18 protein-coding genes are annotated in these 20,429 nt (G+C 61.7%); 12 read left to right on the forward strand and 6 right to left on the reverse strand.

The genetic code is table 11. From position 1 onward, the window contains the following. The first annotated feature begins 19 nt into the window (after window positions 1–19). The 11 genes from aroA (at window position 20) to GTP23_RS19875 (ending at window position 11,548) form a co-directional block, all read left to right on the forward strand. Entirely contained in the window at window positions 20–1,333 is a 1,314-nt protein-coding gene (gene aroA / locus GTP23_RS19825) for a 3-phosphoshikimate 1-carboxyvinyltransferase (RefSeq protein ID WP_161036682.1), read from the forward strand. A gap of 5 nt (window positions 1,334–1,338) precedes the next feature. Continuing rightward, the gene (gene cmk, locus GTP23_RS19830; protein WP_155434663.1) at window positions 1,339–2,004 is read left to right on the forward strand and encodes a (d)CMP kinase; all 666 of its coding nucleotides are present in this window, start codon (window positions 1,339–1,341) and stop codon (window positions 2,002–2,004) included. 172 nt (window positions 2,005–2,176) lie between these two features. Then, window positions 2,177–3,856 (forward strand): 30S ribosomal protein S1, encoded by a 1,680-nt coding sequence (gene rpsA, locus GTP23_RS19835; protein WP_155434835.1) that lies wholly within the window; start codon window positions 2,177–2,179, stop codon window positions 3,854–3,856. A gap of 9 nt (window positions 3,857–3,865) precedes the next feature. Beyond that, window positions 3,866–4,171 (forward strand): integration host factor subunit beta, encoded by a 306-nt coding sequence (locus GTP23_RS19840; protein WP_161036683.1) that lies wholly within the window; start codon window positions 3,866–3,868, stop codon window positions 4,169–4,171. A 156-nt stretch (window positions 4,172–4,327) separates the two neighbouring features. Continuing rightward, window positions 4,328–4,630: a LapA family protein gene (locus GTP23_RS19845; protein WP_155434665.1), complete on the forward strand. Its 303-nt coding sequence runs from the start codon at window positions 4,328–4,330 to the stop codon at window positions 4,628–4,630. Between the two features lie 9 nt (window positions 4,631–4,639). Further along, a complete protein-coding gene (gene lapB, locus GTP23_RS19850; protein WP_161036684.1) occupies window positions 4,640–5,815 on the forward strand; it encodes a lipopolysaccharide assembly protein LapB in 1,176 nt (391 codons plus the stop codon). 13 nt (window positions 5,816–5,828) lie between these two features. Continuing rightward, entirely contained in the window at window positions 5,829–7,196 is a 1,368-nt protein-coding gene (locus GTP23_RS19855) for a UDP-glucose dehydrogenase family protein (protein ID WP_161036685.1), read from the forward strand. Between the two features lie 10 nt (window positions 7,197–7,206). Beyond that, a complete protein-coding gene (rfaE1, locus tag GTP23_RS19860; RefSeq protein ID WP_161036686.1) occupies window positions 7,207–8,148 on the forward strand; it encodes a D-glycero-beta-D-manno-heptose-7-phosphate kinase in 942 nt (313 codons plus the stop codon). A 114-nt stretch (window positions 8,149–8,262) separates the two neighbouring features. After that, window positions 8,263–8,622 carry a ComEA family DNA-binding protein gene (locus GTP23_RS19865; protein ID WP_161036687.1) on the forward strand — a complete coding sequence of 120 codons (360 nt, stop codon included), beginning with the start codon at window positions 8,263–8,265 and terminating at the stop codon, window positions 8,620–8,622. A gap of 140 nt (window positions 8,623–8,762) precedes the next feature. After that, window positions 8,763–10,145: a M28 family peptidase gene (locus GTP23_RS19870; RefSeq protein ID WP_161036688.1), complete on the forward strand. Its 1,383-nt coding sequence runs from the start codon at window positions 8,763–8,765 to the stop codon at window positions 10,143–10,145. A 65-nt stretch (window positions 10,146–10,210) separates the two neighbouring features. Beyond that, window positions 10,211–11,548 carry an MBL fold metallo-hydrolase gene (locus GTP23_RS19875; RefSeq protein WP_161036689.1) on the forward strand — a complete coding sequence of 446 codons (1,338 nt, stop codon included), beginning with the start codon at window positions 10,211–10,213 and terminating at the stop codon, window positions 11,546–11,548. Between the two features lie 45 nt (window positions 11,549–11,593). Here GTP23_RS19875 and GTP23_RS19880 read toward each other — a convergent pair whose 3' ends face one another. Then, window positions 11,594–13,357, reverse strand: a complete 1,764-nt coding sequence (locus tag GTP23_RS19880; protein ID WP_161036690.1) for an FAD-dependent oxidoreductase — start codon at window positions 13,355–13,357, stop codon at window positions 11,594–11,596. 272 nt (window positions 13,358–13,629) lie between these two features. On the opposite strand from GTP23_RS19880, the gene cysM reads away from it, so the two are divergent. Beyond that, window positions 13,630–14,532: a cysteine synthase CysM gene (gene cysM, locus GTP23_RS19885; protein ID WP_161036691.1), complete on the forward strand. Its 903-nt coding sequence runs from the start codon at window positions 13,630–13,632 to the stop codon at window positions 14,530–14,532. A gap of 59 nt (window positions 14,533–14,591) precedes the next feature. On the opposite strand, the gene GTP23_RS19890 is transcribed toward cysM, so the two are convergent. The 5 genes from GTP23_RS19890 to GTP23_RS19910 form a co-directional block, all read right to left on the reverse strand. Then, complete coding sequence (locus tag GTP23_RS19890; protein ID WP_155434673.1) at window positions 14,592–14,930, reverse strand: hypothetical protein; 339 nt, start codon at window positions 14,928–14,930, stop codon at window positions 14,592–14,594. 424 nt (window positions 14,931–15,354) lie between these two features. Next, on the reverse strand, window positions 15,355–16,476 hold the full coding sequence (mltB, locus tag GTP23_RS19895; protein ID WP_161036692.1) for a lytic murein transglycosylase B: 1,122 nt from the start codon (window positions 16,474–16,476) through the stop codon (window positions 15,355–15,357). Continuing rightward, the gene (locus GTP23_RS19900) at window positions 16,467–18,467 is read right to left on the reverse strand and encodes a transglutaminase TgpA family protein (protein WP_161036693.1); all 2,001 of its coding nucleotides are present in this window, start codon (window positions 18,465–18,467) and stop codon (window positions 16,467–16,469) included. Before GTP23_RS19900 ends, mltB begins: the two co-directional genes overlap by 10 nt. Next, a complete protein-coding gene (locus GTP23_RS19905; protein WP_161036694.1) occupies window positions 18,464–19,477 on the reverse strand; it encodes a DUF58 domain-containing protein in 1,014 nt (337 codons plus the stop codon). The genes GTP23_RS19900 and GTP23_RS19905 overlap by 4 nt, the downstream gene beginning before the upstream one ends. A gap of 5 nt (window positions 19,478–19,482) precedes the next feature. Beyond that, window positions 19,483–20,403 carry an AAA family ATPase gene (locus tag GTP23_RS19910; protein ID WP_161036695.1) on the reverse strand — a complete coding sequence of 307 codons (921 nt, stop codon included), beginning with the start codon at window positions 20,401–20,403 and terminating at the stop codon, window positions 19,483–19,485. Between the last annotated feature and the right edge of the window lie 26 nt (window positions 20,404–20,429).

Genomic DNA, 20,429 nt, shown 5'->3' on the forward strand with positions numbered 1-20,429 from the left:
GAATACATCAGGAACTCGCATGACTCACGAATACATAGATCTGGCCACGGTGGCGCACGCCGAGGGGGCCGTCCGTCTGCCCGGCTCGAAATCCATTTCCAACCGCGTGCTGCTGCTGGCCGCACTGTCGCAGGGCGATGTGCAGATCGTCGATCTGCTGGCCTCGGACGACACGGCCGTGATGCTGGCTGCGCTGCGCTCGCTGGGCGTGGAATGGCGCGAAGAGAAAACCGCTACGGGCACCATCCATCACGTCCAAGGCGTGGCAGGGGTACTGCCAAATGCCAAGGCCGACCTTTTCATGGGCAACGCTGGTACCGCTATCCGTCCGCTGACGGCGGCACTGGCCGTGATCGGTGGTGACTACACGCTGCACGGCGTACCGCGCATGCACGAGCGTCCTATCGGTGATCTGGTCGATGCGCTCAACGCGGCCGGCACCAATGTCGAATACACGGGCAACCCCGGCTTCCCGCCGCTGCACATCAAGCAGGGCAAGATCCACGCGCAGCGCCTGTCGGTGCGCGGCAATGTGTCGAGCCAGTTCCTGACGGCGCTGCTGATGGTGGCACCGCTGATGGCACGCGAACACGCGATTACCATCGAAGTGGAAGGCGAGCTGATTTCCAAGCCTTACATCGAAATCACCCTGAACCTGATCCGTCGTTTCGGCGTGCAGGTGGAGCAGGATGGCTGGGCTTCGTTCACGCTGCAGCCGGGACAGGTGTATCAGTCGCCCGGCGTGATCCATGTGGAAGGCGATGCCTCTTCGGCATCCTACTTCCTCGCCGCGGGTGCCATCGCTGGCGGTCCGGTACGGGTGGAAGGCGTGGGCAAGGACAGCATTCAGGGCGATGTGCGTTTTGTGGGTGCACTGGAACAGATGGGTGCCCAGATCACCATGGGCGACAACTGGATCGAAGCGCGCTCGAACGGCGTGCTGAAAGCCATCGACGCCGATTTCAACCACATCCCCGATGCCGCCATGACCATTGCCGTGGCAGCCCTGTATGCGGACGGCACCAGCACGCTGCGCAACATCGCCAGCTGGCGCGTCAAGGAAACCGACCGTATCGCCGCCATGGCCACCGAGCTGCGCAAGGTGGGTGCCATCGTGGAAGAGGGGCCGGACTATATCCGTGTGACCCCACCGGCCGTGATCCAGCCTGCTACCATAGACACTTATGACGATCACCGCATGGCCATGTGTTTCTCGCTGGTAGCGCTGGACGGCGCTGCCCGCAAGGGAAATGTGATGCGGATCAATGATCCTAAATGTGTCGCCAAGACTTTCCCTGAATACTTTGCTGCATTTGCGGCAATTGCAAAATAGTAAATATGCCTACATCCATCATTCCTGTGATCACCATCGATGGCCCGACCGCGTCCGGCAAGGGCACGGTTGCCCATCGTGTGGCAGATCAACTCGGTTTCCACTATCTCGACTCGGGTGCGCTGTACCGCCTGACGGCGCTGTCGGCCTTGCGCCGTGGCACCGATCTGGCCGACGAGCATGCGCTGGCCAAGCTGGCCGAGCACCTGCAGTGCAGTTTTCAGGGCGGCGACATCATACTGTCGCATGAAAACGTCACCGAGGCGATTCGTGCCGAAGCTGTAGGGAATGCTGCTTCCAAAATTGCAACCTTCCACGCTGTACGCCATGCGCTGCTGGGCCTGCAACTGGGCTTCCGCAAGGCGCCCGGTCTGGTTGCCGACGGGCGCGACATGGGCTCGGTGATCTTCCCGCACGCCGCGCTCAAGGTGTTTTTGACAGCCAGTGTGGCTGCGCGCGCGGAACGCCGGTATAAGCAATTGATAGCTAAGGGAATTTCTGCTAATATGGATGATCTGCTGAAGGATTTGCAGGCGCGCGACGAGCGCGACACCAATCGGGCGGTAGCGCCGCTGGTGCCGCCGCAGGGCGCACTGGTGCTCGATACTTCGGAAATCAACGCCGAACAGGCGGTGGCCCAGGTGCTGGCATGGTATGCCGCTGCCAAGTAATGGCACGCAAGTAAGCGCTCACAGCAGAACAGAACACGCAGTACCGTAACGAGTTAGTAGTGAGTATGTAGTAGCTAAGTAGTAGCAAGTAGCAGTACTTTTATCAACCCTAACCCAACTGAAGTCGCATTTCGCGAGCCTTGTTGGTAACCTGGAAGTCATAATGTCTAATATGGAAAGTTTTGCAGCCCTCTTCGAAGAGTCCCTGTCGCGTCAAGACATGCGTTCGGGCGAAGTGATCTCGGCTGAAGTCGTTCGTCTGGATCACAACTTCGTGATCGTCAACGCCGGCCTGAAATCGGAAGCATTCATCCCTGTTGAAGAATTCAAAAATGACCAAGGCGAACTGGAAGTCAAAGTAGGCGACTTCGTTTCCGTGGCCATCGAATCGCTGGAAAACGGTTTCGGCGATACCATCCTGTCGCGCGACAAAGCCAAGCGTCTGGCTTCGTGGCTGGCACTGGAAAAAGCCATGGAATCGGGCGAGATCGTTGTCGGTACCGTCAATGGCAAAGTCAAGGGCGGTCTGACCGTTCTGACCAACGGCATCCGCGCCTTCCTGCCAGGCTCGCTGGTAGACACCCGTCCAGTAAAAGACACCACCCCATTCGAAGGCAAAACCCTCGAATTCAAAGTGATCAAACTGGATCGCAAGCGTAACAACGTGGTTCTGTCGCGTCGCGCCGTTATCGAAGCTTCGATGGGCGAAGAGCGTCAGAAACTGATGGAAACCCTGAAAGAAGGCACCGTGGTGACCGGCGTTGTGAAAAACATCACCGACTACGGCGCATTCGTGGATCTGGGCGGCATCGACGGCCTGCTGCACATCACCGACCTGGCATGGCGTCGTGTACGTCACCCATCGGAAGTGCTGACCGTGGGTCAAGAAATCACCGCTAAAGTCCTGAAATACGATCAAGAGAAGAACCGTGTTTCGCTGGGCGTGAAGCAACTGGGCGATGACCCATGGACCGGTCTGTCGCGTCGTTACCCACAAGGCACCCGTCTGTTCGGTAAAGTCACCAACCTGACCGACTACGGCGCGTTCGTGGAAGTGGAACAGGGTATCGAAGGTCTGGTACACGTTTCCGAAATGGACTGGACCAACAAGAACGTTGCTCCTAACAAAGTTGTCCAACTGGGCGACGAAGTAGAAGTGATGGTTCTGGAGATCGACGAAGAGCGTCGTCGTATCTCGCTGGGCATGAAACAGTGCAAAGCCAACCCATGGGACGACTTCGGTGTTACCCACAAGAAGGGCGATAAAGTCAAAGGCGCGATCAAATCGATCACCGACTTCGGCGTGTTCATCGGCCTGGCTGGCAACATCGACGGTCTGGTACACCTGTCCGACCTGTCGTGGACCGAAACCGGCGAAGAAGCCGTGCGTCGCTTCAAGAAAGGTGACGAACTGGAAGCCATCGTTCTGGCTATCGACGTTGAGCGTGAGCGCGTATCCCTGGGCGTTAAGCAACTGGAAGGCGACCCATTCAACAACTTCGCTGCAATGAACGACAAAGGTGCCCTGGTTTCGGGTACCGTGAAATCGGTTGAGCCTAAAGGCGCCGTGATCCAGCTGTCGGAAGAAGTTGAAGGCTACCTGCGCGCTTCGGAAATCTCGCGTGACCGCGTGGAAGACGCTGGCACCCACCTGAAAGTGGGCGACACCGTTGAAGCGCTGGTCATCAACATCGATCGCAAAGCTCGCAGCATCCAGCTGTCGATCAAAGCGAAAGATAGCGCTGAGACCGCAGAAGCCATGCAAAAAATGGCTGCTACCGACAGCAACGCTGCTTCGGGCACCACCAGCCTGGGCGCTCTGCTGAAAGCCAAGTTCGATAACAAGAACTAAGACTAGTCGATGACCAAGTCCGAGTTGATCAACCGTCTGGCTGAGCGTTACTCTCAGCTGGTGGCGAAAGATGCGGAATATGCGGTCAAGACCATCCTCGATGCCATGACCAACGCTTTGGCGAGTGGTCAGCGCATCGAGATCCGTGGTTTTGGCAGTTTTGCCCTCAATAGCCGCCCCCCGCGTATCGGACGTAATCCGAAATCGGGTGATAAAGTGATGGTGCCGGAAAAACGGGTGCCGCACTTTAAGCCGGGCAAGCAATTGCGCGAACGGGTGGACGCCATGGTCGGGCAACCGATCATCGAGGACTAAGCGTCTGAAGGTTAGAAGAGAAAAGCGGCGTCTGCGGATGCCGCTTTTTTTATGCCCGTGGCCGTGTCGCCATGGGGGAAGTGTCGTAAATTTTTGCGCAAAGGCGTTTCTAGTGCATACTTGCGCTCTTGGAATTGATGAACAGGAAGCAGGCTGATGAAATTACTATCCACCCTGATAGGTTGCGTTCTTTTTGTCCTGTTTTTCGGCTTCGCGCTGAAGAACACGCAGGAGGTCGATCTGCACCTTTTCCTGCACTATGATCTGCACGGCCCGCTGGTGCTGATGCTGCTCGGCTTTTTTGTGGCCGGCGCCTTCCTCGGCGTGCTGGCGCTGACGCCGACAGTGTTCCGCCACCGCCGCGAAACCAATAAACATAAAACCACGATCACGACGCTGCAAAGCTCGGCGCTGCAGGCACAAGCCCAGCCGCAGCCGGATAGCGTCAAACCACAATAAATACAAAGCATGGAATTAGAACTCTGGTGGTTACTGGGTATCCCCGTCTTTTTCGGACTGGGCTGGGTCGCCGCACGCGTCGACATCCGTCAACTGGTATCGGAATCGCGCACGCTGCCGCGCGGCTATTTCAAAGGCCTGAATTTCCTGCTCAACGAGCAGCCCGATAAAGCCATCGATGCGTTCATCGAAATCGTGCGCATGGACCCGGAATCGGCCGATATGCACTTTGCGCTGGGGAATCTGTTCCGCCGCCGTGGCGAAACGGAACGCGCCATCCGCGTGCACCAGAATCTGCTGGCCCGTCCCGATCTGCCGCTGGAGCAGAAAGAGCACGCCCAGTATGAACTGGGCATGGACTATCTGAAGGCCGGCCTGCTGGACCGCGCCGAAGAAACCTTTAACGCCATGCTGCAAGGCCAGTACGCCGTACAGGCCCGTAAAGCCCTGCTGGAGATCTTCCAGCGCGAGAAGGAGTGGCAGCGTGCCATCGAAGCGGCGCTGGCGCTGCAGGAAGCCGGTGCCGGTTCGCGTCAGAAGGAAATCGCCCAGTTCTACTGCGAACTGGCGCAGGACGCGCTGGTACACCTGCATCCGCAGGATGCGCTGGTGCTGCTGGAGAAATCGCTGCAGGCCGACCGCGTCAACGTGCGCGCCACCATGCTGATCGGCGACGCCCAGCTGGCACAGGGTGATGTGGAAGCGGCCCTGCTGACCTGGCGCCGCGTCGAGCAGATCAGCGTGCCGCATACGGCGCTGGTCGCCCAGCGCATGATGGATGGCTATAGCAAAGTGGGGCGCGCACAGGAAGGCGTGAACCTGCTCAAATCCTATCTGGAACAGGCTTCCTCGATCGACCTGATCGAAGTGGTCTACAAGGCCGTGCTGGAACTCGATGGCGTGGGCGCGGCCAAGCAGCTGGTGGTGGATGAACTGCGCCGCACGCCGACCCTGCTGGGGCTGGACAAGCTGCTGGAAGCGCGCCTGATGGATGCGCCGGTGACGGTGGTGTCCGAGCTGTCCATGGTCAAGAATCTGGTACACGGTTATACGCAGAAGCTGGCGCGCTATCAGTGCAGCCACTGCGGTTTTAAAGCACGCCAGTTCTACTGGCAGTGCCCGGGATGCAGCCGCTGGGAGACCTACCCGCCGCGCCGCACCGAAGAACTCAATGTCATGAATTAAGAAGAGTAACACCATGAAAATTACAATTATCGGCACGGGCTATGTGGGTCTGGTGACGGGCGCCTGCCTGGCAGAGCTGGGCAACGATGTGTTCTGTCTGGACGTCGATCAGAAGAAGATCGACCTGCTCAACAACGGCGGTATTCCTATCCACGAGCCGGGGCTGGAAGAAGTGGTCGCGCGCAACCGCGCTGCGGGCCGTCTGCAGTTCTCCACCGACGTTGCCGCTTCGGTGGCACACGGTACGCTGCAGTTCATCGCGGTCGGTACGCCGCCCGATGAAGATGGCTCGGCCGACTTGCAGTACGTGCTGGCTGCTGCCCGCAACATCGGCAAGTACATGACGGAATTCAAAGTCATCGTCGACAAATCCACCGTGCCGGTAGGGACGGCCGACCGCGTCAAAGCGGCCGTACAGGACGAGCTGACGGCGCGCGGCGCCGAGGTGAAGTTCTCCGTCGTGTCGAATCCGGAATTCCTCAAGGAAGGCGCTGCCGTCGAAGACTTCATGCGTCCTGACCGCATCGTGATCGGCTACGACAACACGCCGGAAGGCGAAAAGGCTCATGGCCTGATGAAGAAGCTGTACACCCCGTTCAACCGTAACCACGAACGTACTTTCTGGATGGATGTGCGTTCGGCCGAGTTCACCAAATATGCGGCCAATGCCATGCTGGCCACCCGCATCTCGTTCATGAACGAGCTGGCCAATCTGGCCGATCAGGTGGGCGCCGATATCGAAGCCGTACGTCACGGCATCGGTTCCGATCCGCGCATCGGCCACAGCTTCCTGTACGCCGGTGCTGGCTATGGCGGCTCCTGCTTCCCGAAAGACGTGCAGGCGCTGGAACGTACGGCACGCCAGTACGATCAAGATCTGCTGATCCTGCGCGCGGTGGAAGCCGTCAACGACAAGCAGAAGCTGGTGCTGGGCCAGAAAGTGGTCAAGCGCTTCGGTGCTGACCTGAACGGCAAGCACTTTGCCGTCTGGGGGCTGGCCTTCAAGCCGAACACCGACGATATGCGCGAAGCGCCAGCCCGTGTGCTGATCCGCCAGCTGATCGATGCCGGTGCCACCATCGCCGTGTACGACCCGGTCGCCATGGCCGAAGCCAAGCGCGTACTGGCGCTCGACCTGAGTGCCGAGGAACTGGCCCGCATCCGTTTCGCCAGCAGCCCGATGGATACTCTGACCGATGCCGAAGCACTGGTGATCGTGACGGAATGGAAGGCCTTCCGCAGCCCGGACTTCGACCGCATCAAGGCTGCGCTCAAGCACTCCATCATCTTCGACGGCCGTAATCTGTTCGAGCCGGAAGTGATGGCCGAAGCAGGCTTCGAGTACCATGGCATCGGCCGTTCCATCCTGACCCGCGCATAACGAGGCTGCCGTGACGACGAGTGTGACTGTAGCGCCGGCACTGGATCAGGTGCGCATACTGGTAGTGGGCGACGTGATGCTGGACCGTTACTGGTTCGGTGATGTCAGCCGCATTTCGCCGGAAGCGCCGGTGCCTATCGTGCGTATCGAGAAGCGCGAAGCGCGTCTGGGCGGCGCCGCCAACGTGGCGCGCAATGCCGCCGCGCTGGGCGCCCATGCCGGCCTGCTGGGCGTGGTGGGCGACGACGAGGCGGGCGACGAAGTGGCGCAACTGCTGGAGAGCGGCGGCATCCATAGTTATCTGAAACGCGACGCGGCCATTTCCACCATCATCAAGCTGCGCGTGATCGGCCGCCAGCAGCAGATGGTGCGTATCGATTTCGAAGAAGCACCGACCGATACCGTGCTGCGCGATAAGCTGGTGCAGTTCAAGGCCCTGCTCAATGACTACGATGTGATCGTGCTATCCGACTATGCCAAGGGCAGTCTGGTGAATGTGGCCGACATGGTCACTTCGGCCCGTGCGGCCGGCAAGGTAGTGATGGTCGACCCGAAAGGCGACGATTTCACGCGCTACATGGGCGCTACGGTGCTGACGCCGAACAAATCGGAAATGCGCCGTATCGTCGGCGACTGGCGCAGCGAGGAGGAGCTGACGGCCAAAGCGCAGCAGCTGCGCAGCGACCTGAAACTCGACGCGCTGCTGCTGACCCGTTCGGAAGAGGGCATGACGCTGTACACCGAAGGCGAGCAATTCCACATGCCGGCGCAGGCACGTGAAGTGTTCGACGTGTCCGGTGCCGGTGATACCGTGATCGCCACCATGGCGGCCATGCTCGGTGCTGGCGCCAGCTGGCAGGAAGCCGTGCAGACGGCCAACCGCGCCGGCGGCATCGTGGTCGGCAAGCTCGGTACGGCCACCGTCACGCGCGAGGAACTGTTCCCCGCTTGATCTGGCGCAGGTTCGGCAGTCTTTCAGGGCGTCAGCGCGTCAACCGCGCTGGCGCCCTGTCGTTATGGGGCTTCAAGGTGCGATGGTCGCCCTTGCAACCCAACGGAGAGAGACATGATGCGGAAACTGATACTGGCTGTTGCCACGCTGGTGGCCAGCATGAGCTTTGCGTTCGCGCAGGTGGATGTCAACAAAGCCGATGCGGCCGCGCTGGATGGCGTGAAAGGCATAGGACCGGCCAAGACCAAGGCCATACTGGAAGAGCGCAAGAAGGGCGAGTTCAAGGACTGGGCCGATCTGGAGCAGCGCGTCAAAGGCATAGGCGGCAAGAATGCGGCCAAGCTGTCGGCGGCCGGGCTGGTGGTCAACGGCAAGTCGATGGATGGTGCCCCGGCGATGGCCACGCCGGCCGGCAAAACCAGCAAAGCCAGCAAGGCGGACAAGCCGGCATCGGCTGCTTCCGCTGCCAAATGAGGCGCAGGCCGGCAAAGCGGCTTTAGCCAGACCCTTGCCCGCAGCGCAATGCTGCGGGTTTTTGTTTGAGAATTGTTTCAGGGCGAAAATTCGTGCTGGCGACGTGAGAAGATAGCCGGATATTTTCCACGGAGACAAAGATGCACCTGAAACCGCTGACCCTGAGTGTGGCCGTGCTGGCTGCCCTGACGACCTATGCTGCACAGGCAGCGACTGCCGCCGATGGCCCCGATACGCGCCGCCATCAGGCCCAGATAGACCAGATCGTCAAACAGATTTCGCCCCAGCGCATCGAAGGCTATGTGCGCAAACTGGTCAGCTTCCGTACCCGCCATACCATGTCCGATACCGTCTCCGAAACGGAAGGCATAGGCGCGGCACGGCGCTGGATCAAGAGTGAGCTGGAGCGCTGCGGCGCTGCGGCGGGCGGCAAGCTGCAGGTAGCGTTCGACAGCCATATCGCGCCCGTTTCGGCGCGCATCAGCCGCCCTACGGAAATTGTCAATGTGGTGGCCACGCTGCCCGGTACGCAGGACGCTGCGCGCGAGCGCATGTATGTGGTCAGTGGCCACTATGATTCACGCAATACCGATGTGATGGATGCTAATGGCGATGCACCGGGCGCCAACGATGATGCTTCCGGTACGGCGGCGGTGATGGAAATGGCCTGCGTGATGGCGCGCTACCAGTTCGATGCCACGCTGGTGTTCATGACGGTGGCAGCGGAAGAGCAGGGCTTGCTGGGCGCGGCGCACTGGGCCGAACAGGCCAAACAGAAGAATCTGAACATCGCCGGTATGTTCACCAACGATATCATCGGCAGCTCGCACGATGAACACGGCAAGATCGATAACAAACAGGTGCGCCTGTTTGCCGAAGGGCTGCCGGTGCAGAAGGAAAACAGCGAGGTGGTGCGTACGCTGATCCAGACGGGTGGCGAGAACGATTCGCTGTCGCGCCAGCTGGCGCGCTCCGTCAAGGAATCGGGCGAGCGCTATGTGTCTGGCTTCAAGGTCAACGTGATCCAGCGGCGCGACCGCTATCTGCGCGGCGGCGACCACATGCCCTTCCTCGAACGCGGTTATGCGGCGCTGCGCTTTACCGAACCGGCAGAAGACTTCAACCACCAGCACCAGAACATCCGCACGGAAAACGGTGTACTGATAGGCGATCTGCCGCAGTACAACGACTATGCCTATATTGCACAGGTAGCCCGCGTCAACGCAGCGGCGCTGGCCACGCTGTCGCTGGCGCCGGCCGCACCGGCCAGGGTGCAGGTACGCACGTCCAAGCTGCAGAACGATACCGAGCTGGTATGGCAAGCCAATGCCGAGCCGGATCTGGCCGGCTACCGCGTGGTCTGGCGCGAAACGGGCGCGGCCGACTGGCAGGGCAGCCGTTTCGTCGGCAAAGCCACGGAAGCCACGCTGGCGCTATCCAAGGATAATTACTACTTTGGCGTGCAGGCCGTGGACCATGACGGCAACGTCAGCCCTGCCAGCTATCCTGTGCCGCTGCGCTAGGCTGCAAGACGGGGCAGGGCGGCGCAAAGCGCCAGCTCTGGGCCCGAATTTGTTACCATGGCGGGATGACCCTGAAGATCTCCCGCATACTGCATGCCGGCTATGTGTTTGAATGCGCAGGCCGGCGCATCGTTTTCGACCCCGTGTTCGAAAATCCGTTTAGCCGCAACTGTCACGCTTTTCCTTCCGTGCGCTTCGATCTGGCGCAGATCCGCAAGCTGCAGGTGGACGCCGTGTTCATTTCGCACTTCCACGACGATCACTGTTCGTTCGAAAGTCTGGACTTGCTCGACCGGGCTACGCCGATTTATCTGTACTGCCTTTTTGACGAGCTGTTCGATCTGATACGAGAGCTGGGGTTTAGCAATGTGCATGCGCTCAAGGTAGATGAGCCGGTGCATCTGGGGCCGTTCGAAGTGATACCGCGCCGTGCGCTCGATGCCGATGTCGATTCGATGTTCCATGTGCGCGCTGCCGGTTTGAATGTACTCAACGTGGTCGATGCGTGGATGGACCCGGAAACGCTGGAACAGCTGGTACCGTACGCGCCTTGGGATATGGTGCTGTGGCCATTCCAGACTATGCGCGAAGTGGATGTGATTGCGCCCGGCCGCGCCAGCCGCACCAGCAGTGGCGCGCCGGAGTTGCCCGAGGAATGGCCGCAGCAGCTGCAGGCGCTGGCGCCGCGCTATGTGGTGCCCAGCTCCTGCCAGTTCGTGCAGGAGCCCTGGTCGTGGTACAACCACGCGATGTTCCCTGTGACCTATCGCCAGTTTGCTGCGGCGCTGGCCGAGTGGCTGCCACACACACAGGTAGTGCGCATGAATCCTGCCGTCAGCTTCGAGCTGAGTGCGCAGGGACTGGCAGCAGCGGCGCCGCTGCCATGGGTGATACCGGTGGGCGAGCAGGATGTGGATTTCGATTACCGGCCGGAGCTGGTGCCGCCGCCGACGGCGCAGATTGCCCGCCACTTCGCGGCGCTGACGCCAGAGCAGACGGCGCTGGCGCTGGATTTCTGCCGCACGGGCCTGCTGCATAAATACCGCGAAATGGAACTGCCCGAGGATAGTTACTTCGCGGCGGCCTGCGGCTGGCAGCTCAGCGTGTACGACCACGAGGGCAGGGCGCAGCAGTTCCGCTACCGCATCCATGGCGACGAGATTGCACTGGACGACAGCATCGCCACGCCGCAGTGGCAGACCGAGATACCGCTGGCCAAGCTGTATGCGGGACTGGCGCTGGGCGAGTCGCTGACGTCGATGTATGTACGCATCAACGGCGCGCCGCCCGAAGCTGATGTGGTGGATGATCCGCTGATCCGCTGCCTGTTCAATGATGCCTTCGCCGCCTATCAGGCGGCCCAGCTGCGCCGCATACAGGCGCGCACCGCAGCGGCAGACTAGCGGCCCGGTGTCTAGCCGTCAGGCCGGCGTCGCGCCAAGGGCTAGCTAGGCTTTCGTCAGCGGCAGGCTGGCAAGGAAGGCGTGGATCTGCGCCACCACGGCTGCGCCTTCGCCCACAGCGGCAGCTACCCGCTTGGTGGAGCCGGCGCGTACGTCGCCTATCGCGAACACGCCCGGTACGCTGGTTTCCAGCGCCGCCCGTTCTGGCAGGTCTGGCGGATACACGCCCTGACTGAAGTTGGCGCGGCACTGGGCTTTGGTGACATCGAAACCGGTACGGATAAAGCCGTGCTGGTCGACGTCTACGCCGCAGTCGTGCAGCCAGTCCGTATTCGGATCGGCGCCTATGAACAGGAACACGCGGCACACGGGGTAGTCGGTTTCCAGTGCGCTTGGTGCATGGCGTACTCTTACCTGCCGCAAGCCTTCTTCATCGCCTTCCAACGCGACAATTTCGCTTTGCGTGTGCAGGGTGATATTCGGCGTCGCCTCGATCCGTTCGATCAGATAGCTGGACATGGTGGAAGCCAGGCTGTCCTTGCGGATCAGCATGTGCACATGCCTGGCCTGAGTAGACAGGAACACGGCCGCCTGTCCGGCCGAATTGCCGCCGCCGACGAGGATGATCTGTTCGTTCTTGCACAGCTTGCCCTCTATCGGCGAAGCCCAGTAGTACACGCCTTTGCCTTCGAACTGGCGCAGATTGGCCAGCGAAGGACGGCGGTAGCGCGCGCCGCAGGACAGCACCACCGTGCGCGCCTGCAGGCGCTGCAGGCTGCCGCACATTTCCACTTGTAGCGGGTAGGTATCGCACAGCAGCCGTCCGGCCGGTGCGGGGATCGCCACTTCGACGCCGAACTTCTGCGTCTGCACATAGGCGCGGCCGGCCAGCGCCCGTCCCGTGATACCGGTGGGGAAACCGAGGAAGTTTTCGATGCGGGCGCTGGCCGCTGCCTGCCCGCCCGAAGCGCGGGTTTCCAGCACCAGCACGGACAGGCCTTCCGACGCCGCATACACGGCCGCCGCCAGCCCTGCCGGTCCGGCACCGACGATGATCACATCCCACACCTTGTCGCTATCGAGCTGGGGCAGCATGCCCAGACAGCGGCCGATATCGACCACGCTGGGATTGAGTTTGACCGCGCCATCGGGGCAGACCACCAGCGGCAGTTCTTCCGGCTTGGGCTGGTAGTGCGCGAGCAGGGCCGCGGCCTGCGCGCTGTGTTCGGGATCGAGTGCTTCGTACGGGTGGCCATTGGCGGACAAAAAACTCTGCAGCGTATGCAGGCGGCCATGGCCGCGCGGCGCCACCAGCAAGGGGCCGCCGGAATTGAGCGACAGCAGGCCGACACGGCGCAGGATCAGGGCACGCACGATGCGTTCGCCCAGATCAGCATGGGCGATCAGCAGGGCGCGCAGCGATTCCGGCTGGATCAGCAAGACTTCGGTTTCGCCCATCGCCCGGCCGTTGGCCAGCGAGGGCCGGCCCGATAGCTGCGCCACTTCGCCGCCGAACTGGCCGGCCTGATGGAAGGTGATGTGGGCGGTATTGCCCAGCCCGTCGTAGCGGCTGACTTCGATCTGGCCTTGCAGCACCAGCACCAGCCCGAAGCTGGTCTGGCCGGCGCGGAAGATCCAGTCGCCATCGCCGAACTGGCGCACCGTACCGAAACGCAGCATGTGCTTCACATCGCTTTCGCTCAGGGTGGGGAAGATCTGGTGACGGCGGGTGTCGAGGTCGATGCCGGGACCGGAGACAGGGTCGTCGGCAGTAAGTTCAGGCAGCATTTCCGGGCTCTTGTTGGGCATATCAGTCCTGCTCAGAAAGTGGTGGTGAGAGTGTAGCCAGTCTAGCGGAAGCGGCGCGGCAGGTGTGTGAACTTGCACCCCCGTACCAGCATAAAAACCGGGTCTGTTGCAGTTTGACGTGCGGTTTTCGTATATGGCTGGGCGTTGCAATTCGGAAAACCTGCTAGCAGCCGTGAATAATGCAAGTTTCCCCGCGGCAGAGCGGGGTTTCAAGCAAGGCGGGCGCTTATGGGATTAGAATGGGGTTTTAGCTGGCACGAACGAACAATAAGATGGCTTACAAAACCCTGGAAGATACGATAGGCAACACCCCGCTGGTTCAGCTGGTCAACCTGCCCGGTGCCGACGCACGGGCGCGCAACAACATTATTCTGGGCAAACTGGAAGGCAATAATCCGGCCGGTTCCGTCAAGGACCGGGCTGCCATGTCCATGCTCAAGCGCGCCGAGGAGCGCGGCGATATCAAGCCCGGCGATACCCTGATCGAAGCCACCAGTGGTAACACGGGCATCGCGCTGGCCATGGCGGCTGCGCTGCGCGGCTACAAGATGCTGCTGCTGATGCCGGAAAACCTGAGCGTGGAACGGCGCCAGAGTATGGCGGCCTATGGTGCCCAGATCATGCTCACGCCCAAGACGGGCGGGATGGAATATGCGCGTGACATGGCCGAGCAGCTGCAGAAGGATGGCAAGGGCATTATTCTGGACCAGTTCGCCAATGGCGATAATGCGCGTGCCCACTACGAAGGCACGGGGCCGGAAATCTGGCGCGATACGGAAGGCCGCGTGACCCACTTCGTCAGCGCCATGGGCACCACGGGCACCATCATGGGCGTATCGCGCTACCTGAAGGAGCAGAACCCCGCCGTGCAGATCATCGGTGCCGAACCGGAAGAAGGTTCGTCCATCCCCGGCATCCGCAAATGGCCGGAAGCCTATCTGCCGAAAATCTATGACCGCAGCCGTGTCGATCAGGTGGAAGCCGTGTCGCAGGCGGCAGCCGAACGCATGGCACGCCGGCTGGCGGCGGAAGAGGGCATCTTCTGCGGCATTTCCGCCGCCGGTGCCTGCGAAATCGCCCTGCGCATTTCGCAGACGGTAGAAAACGCCACCATCGTGTTCATCGTCTGCGATCGCGGCGACCGCTACCTGTCCACCGGCGTATTCCCCGCCTAAAAAACAAAACCCTCATCGCCGTTGCCGGGGATGAGGGTGATTTGCAGGACAGGTGCCGATTAGCTCTGGCCGCCGCCCGATTCGCCTTCTTTCGGTTTGAACTGCTTGTCGCTGATACGGAACTTGTTACGACGGTCGCCCATCAGGTAACGCAGGTCGCGAATGCTCAGGTCGCTCACTTCGTGCATACGGATCAGCAGCGAAGCACCGACTGGCAGACGGTGGTGACGGATCTTGCTGATCACTGGTGGCGCAACTTCCAGTGCGCGCGACAGTGCTGCGTCGTTTTTCAGGCGCAGGTTTTCGATCAGGGTATCCAGCAGGCGGTTGGGATTGTATTGCAGCAGATCATCGCCATCCGCATCGTTGTTCATGTCTATGCCGACTTGGTTTGTCATGATTTCGTTTTTTCCTTCTGTAAAGTTGTCCTGCAAAGTACAACACTCGGAGCTCGCTTAGCTGCGTTCACGTTCTTCCTTACCAGGAACGAATTCACACACGGACGGATTCCGGGATAACAATTTTCATAATATATACACAATTGTACCTAACTCATACCCATAAGCAACAAGAATCATGCTGCTCATGCGTACTGTTGTCGCTCTGCAACATTGTGTGAGAATTATACACCGGCCTTCATGTTATGCTGGCTGCGCTCACAATTATTGAATCCATAAGCTTAATTATAAGACAATAAGCTTGTGTTCCGCGTAGGTATATTCCTCAACTACCGCAAGTTTGTCGAAAAAATTTCTTCGTGTCAACTAAACAATACAGTTGGCAAGTCCATATTCCAAGACCCGTTACGCTTCTTTACATCCGTTAGCGCAGCTGCTTGATGGCGCGGCCTAATTCCAGTACCGACATGGCATAGAAATAACTGCGGTTGTACTGGGTGATGGCGAAGAAATTCCCGTTTGCTAACCAGTATTCTGTGGGCTCTGCGCCATTTTGCAAGTCCACCAGGCCATATTTTGTGACTTCCGGTGGCATGGTGTCGGTGCTGACGCCGGCAGCTTTCAGTTCATTCCAGCTATAACTGGCGACCAGTCCCTGATTCAGCATGCGCTCCCATTGCAGATGGGGCGCCACGCTAGCCGGATAGACTATGGCGCCGTTGAGTTCGCGCTGCCAGCCGTGCGCGACGAGGAAGGCGGCGACACTGCCGATGGCATCGCTCGGCGAATTGAGCAGATCGATCTGGCCATCCCCATCGAAATCGACGGCAAACTTGATCACGCTGTTGGGCATGAATTGCGGCATGCCGATGGCGCCGGCGAAGGAACCACGCAGGCTGAACGGATCGAGATTGTTCTTGCGGGCGAATTGCAGCGCCGCTTCCAGTTCGCGCCGGAAGAAGGCCATGCGCTCCGTGCGGGCCGGCGCTTCGGGATAGGCAAAGGCCAGCGTGGTCAGGGCATCGAGCACGCGGAAGCGGCCCGTGTTACGGCCATACACGGTTTCTACGCCGATGATGCCGACGATGACTTCGGCCGGCACGCCATACAGGCTTTCCGCCCGCTCCAGTGCGGCGCTGTTCTCGGCCCAGAACTTCAGGCCGGCGTTGATGCGCACCGGTTCGATAAACAGCTTGCTGTAGGCCTGCCAGTTTTTCGGCTTGCCCGGCGGCGCAGGCTTGATCAGCTGGACGGCGGAATCGACGAAGCGCACTTGCGCCATCAGCGTATTGAGTTCTGCCCGGTCCCAGTGATTGCGTGCCGCGACTTCATCGAGGAAGCTGCTGACTTCCTTCCAGTCGCCGAAGTTGACGAACTCGCCTTCGTAATCGACGGCGGGCGCTTTTTTCTTCGCGGGTTTCTTTTTATGGGCAGCAGCCTTGCTGGCTTTGGCGGGCTGGTGCTGGACGGGCGCGGCGCAGGCATTGCCCAGCATGGTGGCGGAAAGGCCCAGCAGCAGGGCGGTGATCAACGGCTTTATCGACATAGAACTAACAGTTTCCTCAGCATCGCCAGCGATGCAGTACGTGATTCGGGGCTATCCGCGCCATAGCGCAGACGGCTGTAGAGCAATAAAAATTCCTGCAGGGCGGCTTGCTGCGCTGCGCTCGCGGGGCGCAGGCGCAGCCGCTGCGCATAGGCTTGCGGCCCTTCATGCGGAGCGCGGGCAAAGCCGCGGCGTGCCTGCTGGCGGCAGAACTGCGCATATAGCTGCGTGAGCGGATCGCGCGGGCGACGCCGGCGCAGCCACACCAGCCCACACAGTAGCATTGCCACGCCCAGTGCGCCAGCACCATAAGGCCATAAATTGCTGGCCTGTGTGCTGCTGGCCAGCGTGCTGTCGAGCAGCGCCTGCTGGCGTTCCGGGCTGTAGTCCAGCACCCACTGGTTCCACTGGTTGTTGAGGGCGGCGAACTGGAAGCGCAGCGATGTGAGCAGGGAGGCCGCTTCGCCGCTCAGGCTTTGCAGCAGCGCGTTGCTGCCGCGCCCGGGTGACGCCAGCTGGCCCGCTCCTGCGATGCGCTGGGGCGCCACGGCTGCCGTGGGGTCGGCGCGCTGCCAGCCGACGCCGGCCTGCCAGAATTCGGCCCAGGCGTGGGCATCGGACTGGCGCACACTGAGTACACCATCGACCGGGTTGAATTCGCCGCCCTGATAGCCAGTGACCACACGCGCCGGCACGCCCATGGCGCGCAGGGTGAACACGAAGGCGCCGGCGAAATGTTCGCAGAAGCCGGCTTTGCTATCGAACAGGAATTCATCGACGGCATGGCGGCCCAGCAGGGCCGGTTCCAGCGTATAGCTATAGCCGCTGCTGCCCAGCAGCTGCAACAGCCTTTGCACCAGCGCGGGAGCGGCCGCATGGTCGGCCGCAAGTCGTGCCGCCAGTGCCAGCGTGCGCGGATTGTAGCCGTCCGGTAGCTCCAGCCAGCGCTGCAGCGAGGCGGGGCTGGCGTCGGCCTGCAGGCGGTATGTCAGCCATGCGCGGCTGCGGTAGCGCAGCCTTTCGCCCGGGGTGCGGGTGGTGACGAACTCCATTTCGTCGGTGTCGACCACCCGATAGTTGTCCAGCTCCAGCCGTGGCCCGCTCAGTTCCAGTGCCGGCAGATACGGCTGCTGCTGGACTTCCAGCGTGAGTTCGTAGGCGAGCGCCGGATTGCGCACGCGGATATCGAGGTCGGCACGGTGCAGGCCGCGGGCGGGATGCACGCGCGTCCAGCTGCGGCCATCGTAGTCGCCCAGTACGATGCTGCGCCAGTACAGCTGGGACGGCGACGGATGCGGTCCCTGAAACTGCACGCGAAAAGCCAGTGCATCCGAGCGGGCCAGTGCGGAGATGCTGCCCGGCGCCATGCTGTCGGACAGGCCGGAACTGCCCGTATGGGCATCGCCGGGCAGACCCCACAGGGGGCCGCTGATGCGGGGGAAACCGAGAAACAGCAGCAGCGCCAGCGGCGCGCCGAATAGCAGCAGGCGTCCGGCCAGCGCCAGACGCTGGCGCAGCGGCGGCTGGTAGGCGCCATACTGGAACGATAGCTGGGCACCCAGCATCAGCGTCAGCGCCAGTATGCTGTGCAGCGCCATCAGCATGGACTGGCTGTAGAAGTAGTTACTGAGCAGGACGAAGTAGCACAGGAAGATCACCACCATCACATCGCGGCGGGCGCGCATTTCTAGCATTTTGAAGCCGAGCAGCAGGGTCAGCATGGCCACCCCCGTGTCCCGTCCCAGCCAGGTGTGGAATTCCGCGTGGACGCCGGCCATGGCGGCAAGCGCCACGGGCAGCAGTAGCCAGATCGGCGGCAATCGCCAGTCTGCACAGGTCAGCAGGGTGCGCCAGCCCAGCGTGAGGGCAAAGGTCAGGCTGATCCACCATGGCAGATGCAGGGTATGCGGCAGCAGGACCGCCAGTGCGGCCAGCAGCAGGAGCATGGTATCGCTCTGCTCGTGGTTCAGGTTTTGCAGCAGCTGCTTCATGCCTCGGACTCGTGCGCGGCGGGGCTATGGCCATATAGAGCCAGTGCGCGCAGGCAGGCACTCTGCTGGGCCGCACCCAGTGCGGCAGGAATATAGACCTGATCGAGCCGCAGGCTGTAGGGTTGGGCGGATGCTTGCGCCGCCAGCACCCAGGCGCACAGGCGTGACAGCTTGCGCTCCAGTGGCAGTTGCGGCGGCAGCGTGGCCAGATCGAATATCAGCGGGCTGGCGCTGGCCCCTTCGAACTGCTTGGCCAGCAGCGGCAGTTCCGGCCTGCTGGCGTGACGGGCGATCTGGCGCCAGGCCAGATGGCGGGGGCTGTCGCCCGGACGGTAGTCACGCAGGCCGGCCAGATGTTCGCTGCCGGTGCGGCTGCGGCCATGGCCGGCACAGCTGTCCGCCGCGGGGAGGGGAAGCGGCGGCTGTTCCGGTGCCGGATAGACCAGCACCTGCAGGGCCGGCTGCCAGTAGCTCCAGGCGCGGAACAGACCGAGTGGAAAGCGCGTCACCAGCCGTATGCGGCTGGCCGCCTGCCAGCCGCGCGTGCTGGTTGCAGCGTGCAGCAGCACGCTGGCGCCGGCAGGCACGGTGCCGACGTCGCAAGGCTGCACGCTGACGCCATCGTCCTGAAATCCCAGCCAGACTGCATAGTGCCGGCGTGCGCGGGCAGGCGCCAGTTCGACCCGGAAGCTGGCCGTTTCGCCAGCAAATACGGGCGCCGTGTGGCCCGGCGTGAGCTGCAGGCCGGCCAGATTGTGCGCGGTGGCGACCATGTCGGCCAGCACGCAGGCGCCGAGCAGAAAGGTCAGCGCATAGCCCAGACCGAGGTTGTAATTGAGTGAGCCTAGCAGCATCACCATCAGCAGCAGCGCGCATTGCAGGCCGGCGCGGGTGGGGAGGATGTAGATGCGGCGCATACCCAGCGTCATGCTGCTGGCCGGCGCGCCGCCCAGATGGTATAGCCAGCGGGCGTGCAGGGCACTGCGGAATCGCTGCAGTAGCGCCGTCATGGTGTTCAGACTGGCACAGCGAGCCGTAGGCGTTGCACCAGTTGCGCGCCAGTCTGGACGCCGCCCTGTGCCGATGGCAGGGGGCGCAAGCGGTGTACGCAGACCGGCTCCAGCACGAGCTGCACATCTTCGGGCAGCACGTGGTCGCGGCCGGACAGCATGGCCCATGCGCGCGCCGCATGCAGCAGGGCGATGGCAGCGCGCGGGCTGAGACCTTCGGCACACCAGGCGCTATTGCGCGAGGCGGCGGCCAGCGCCTGCACGTAATCGATCAGGGCCGGCGCCGCATGAATCTGGCGCACGGCCTGCTGCGCTGCCAGCAACTGGGCCGGCTGCATCTGCGGCTGCAGGTTTTTCAGCAGCTGGCGGCGGTCTTCGCCCATCAGCAGGGCGCGTTCGGCGGCGGCGTCGGGATAGCCCAGCGAAAGGCACATCAGGAAGCGGTCCAGCTGTGATTCGGGCAGCGGATAGGTGCCGATCTGGTGGCCGGGATTCTGCGTGGCGATCACGAAGAACGGTGCAGGCAGGGGACGGGTGACGCCGTCGCTGGTGACCTGCTGTTCCGCCATGGCTTCCAGCAGGCCGGATTGGGCCTTGGGCGTGGCGCGGTTGATTTCATCGGCCAGCAGCACTTGCGTAAAAATGGGGCCGGGGTGGAACACGAAGGCGCCCTGTTCGCGCTGGTAGATGGCGATGCCGTTGACATCGGCCGGCAGCAGATCACTGGTGAATTGCAGGCGGTTGAAATTCAGGCCTAGCGACAGGGCCAGTGCGTGCGCCAGCGTGGTCTTGCCCACGCCGGGCAGGTCTTCGATCAGCAGGTGGCCGCCTGCCAGCAGGCAGGTGAGGGCCAGACGGATTTGCCGGTCTTTGCCGACAATGACAGTGCCAACCTGACGGGCGACGGCTTGCAGTTGCTGGTGCATGGTAGCGATGGACGGTTGCTCTGCCT

This window comes from Duganella fentianensis (genome assembly GCF_009857835.1).
GTDB lineage: Bacteria > Pseudomonadota > Gammaproteobacteria > Burkholderiales > Burkholderiaceae_D > Rugamonas > Rugamonas fentianensis.

Coding starts and splice junctions, on each gene's coding strand:
- GTP23_RS19855 (WP_161036685.1), top strand. CDS start 5,829: ATGAAAATTACAATTATCGGCACGGGCTATGTGGGTCTGGTGACGGGC.
- GTP23_RS19905 (WP_161036694.1), bottom strand. CDS start 19,477: ATGACGGCGCTACTGCAGCGATTCCGCAGTGCCCTGCACGCCCGCTGG.
- GTP23_RS19890 (WP_155434673.1), bottom strand. CDS start 14,930: ATGACAAACCAAGTCGGCATAGACATGAACAACGATGCGGATGGCGAT.
- aroA (WP_161036682.1), top strand. CDS start 20: ATGACTCACGAATACATAGATCTGGCCACGGTGGCGCACGCCGAGGGG.
- GTP23_RS19870 (WP_161036688.1), top strand. CDS start 8,763: ATGCACCTGAAACCGCTGACCCTGAGTGTGGCCGTGCTGGCTGCCCTG.
- mltB (WP_161036692.1), bottom strand. CDS start 16,476: ATGTCGATAAAGCCGTTGATCACCGCCCTGCTGCTGGGCCTTTCCGCC.
- rpsA (WP_155434835.1), top strand. CDS start 2,177: ATGGAAAGTTTTGCAGCCCTCTTCGAAGAGTCCCTGTCGCGTCAAGAC.
- GTP23_RS19865 (WP_161036687.1), top strand. CDS start 8,263: ATGATGCGGAAACTGATACTGGCTGTTGCCACGCTGGTGGCCAGCATG.
- GTP23_RS19845 (WP_155434665.1), top strand. CDS start 4,328: ATGAAATTACTATCCACCCTGATAGGTTGCGTTCTTTTTGTCCTGTTT.
- GTP23_RS19840 (WP_161036683.1), top strand. CDS start 3,866: ATGACCAAGTCCGAGTTGATCAACCGTCTGGCTGAGCGTTACTCTCAG.
- cmk (WP_155434663.1), top strand. CDS start 1,339: ATGCCTACATCCATCATTCCTGTGATCACCATCGATGGCCCGACCGCG.
- GTP23_RS19900 (WP_161036693.1), bottom strand. CDS start 18,467: ATGAAGCAGCTGCTGCAAAACCTGAACCACGAGCAGAGCGATACCATG.
- lapB (WP_161036684.1), top strand. CDS start 4,640: ATGGAATTAGAACTCTGGTGGTTACTGGGTATCCCCGTCTTTTTCGGA.
- GTP23_RS19880 (WP_161036690.1), bottom strand. CDS start 13,357: ATGCCCAACAAGAGCCCGGAAATGCTGCCTGAACTTACTGCCGACGAC.
- GTP23_RS19875 (WP_161036689.1), top strand. CDS start 10,211: ATGACCCTGAAGATCTCCCGCATACTGCATGCCGGCTATGTGTTTGAA.
- GTP23_RS19910 (WP_161036695.1), bottom strand. CDS start 20,403: ATGCACCAGCAACTGCAAGCCGTCGCCCGTCAGGTTGGCACTGTCATT.
- cysM (WP_161036691.1), top strand. CDS start 13,630: ATGGCTTACAAAACCCTGGAAGATACGATAGGCAACACCCCGCTGGTT.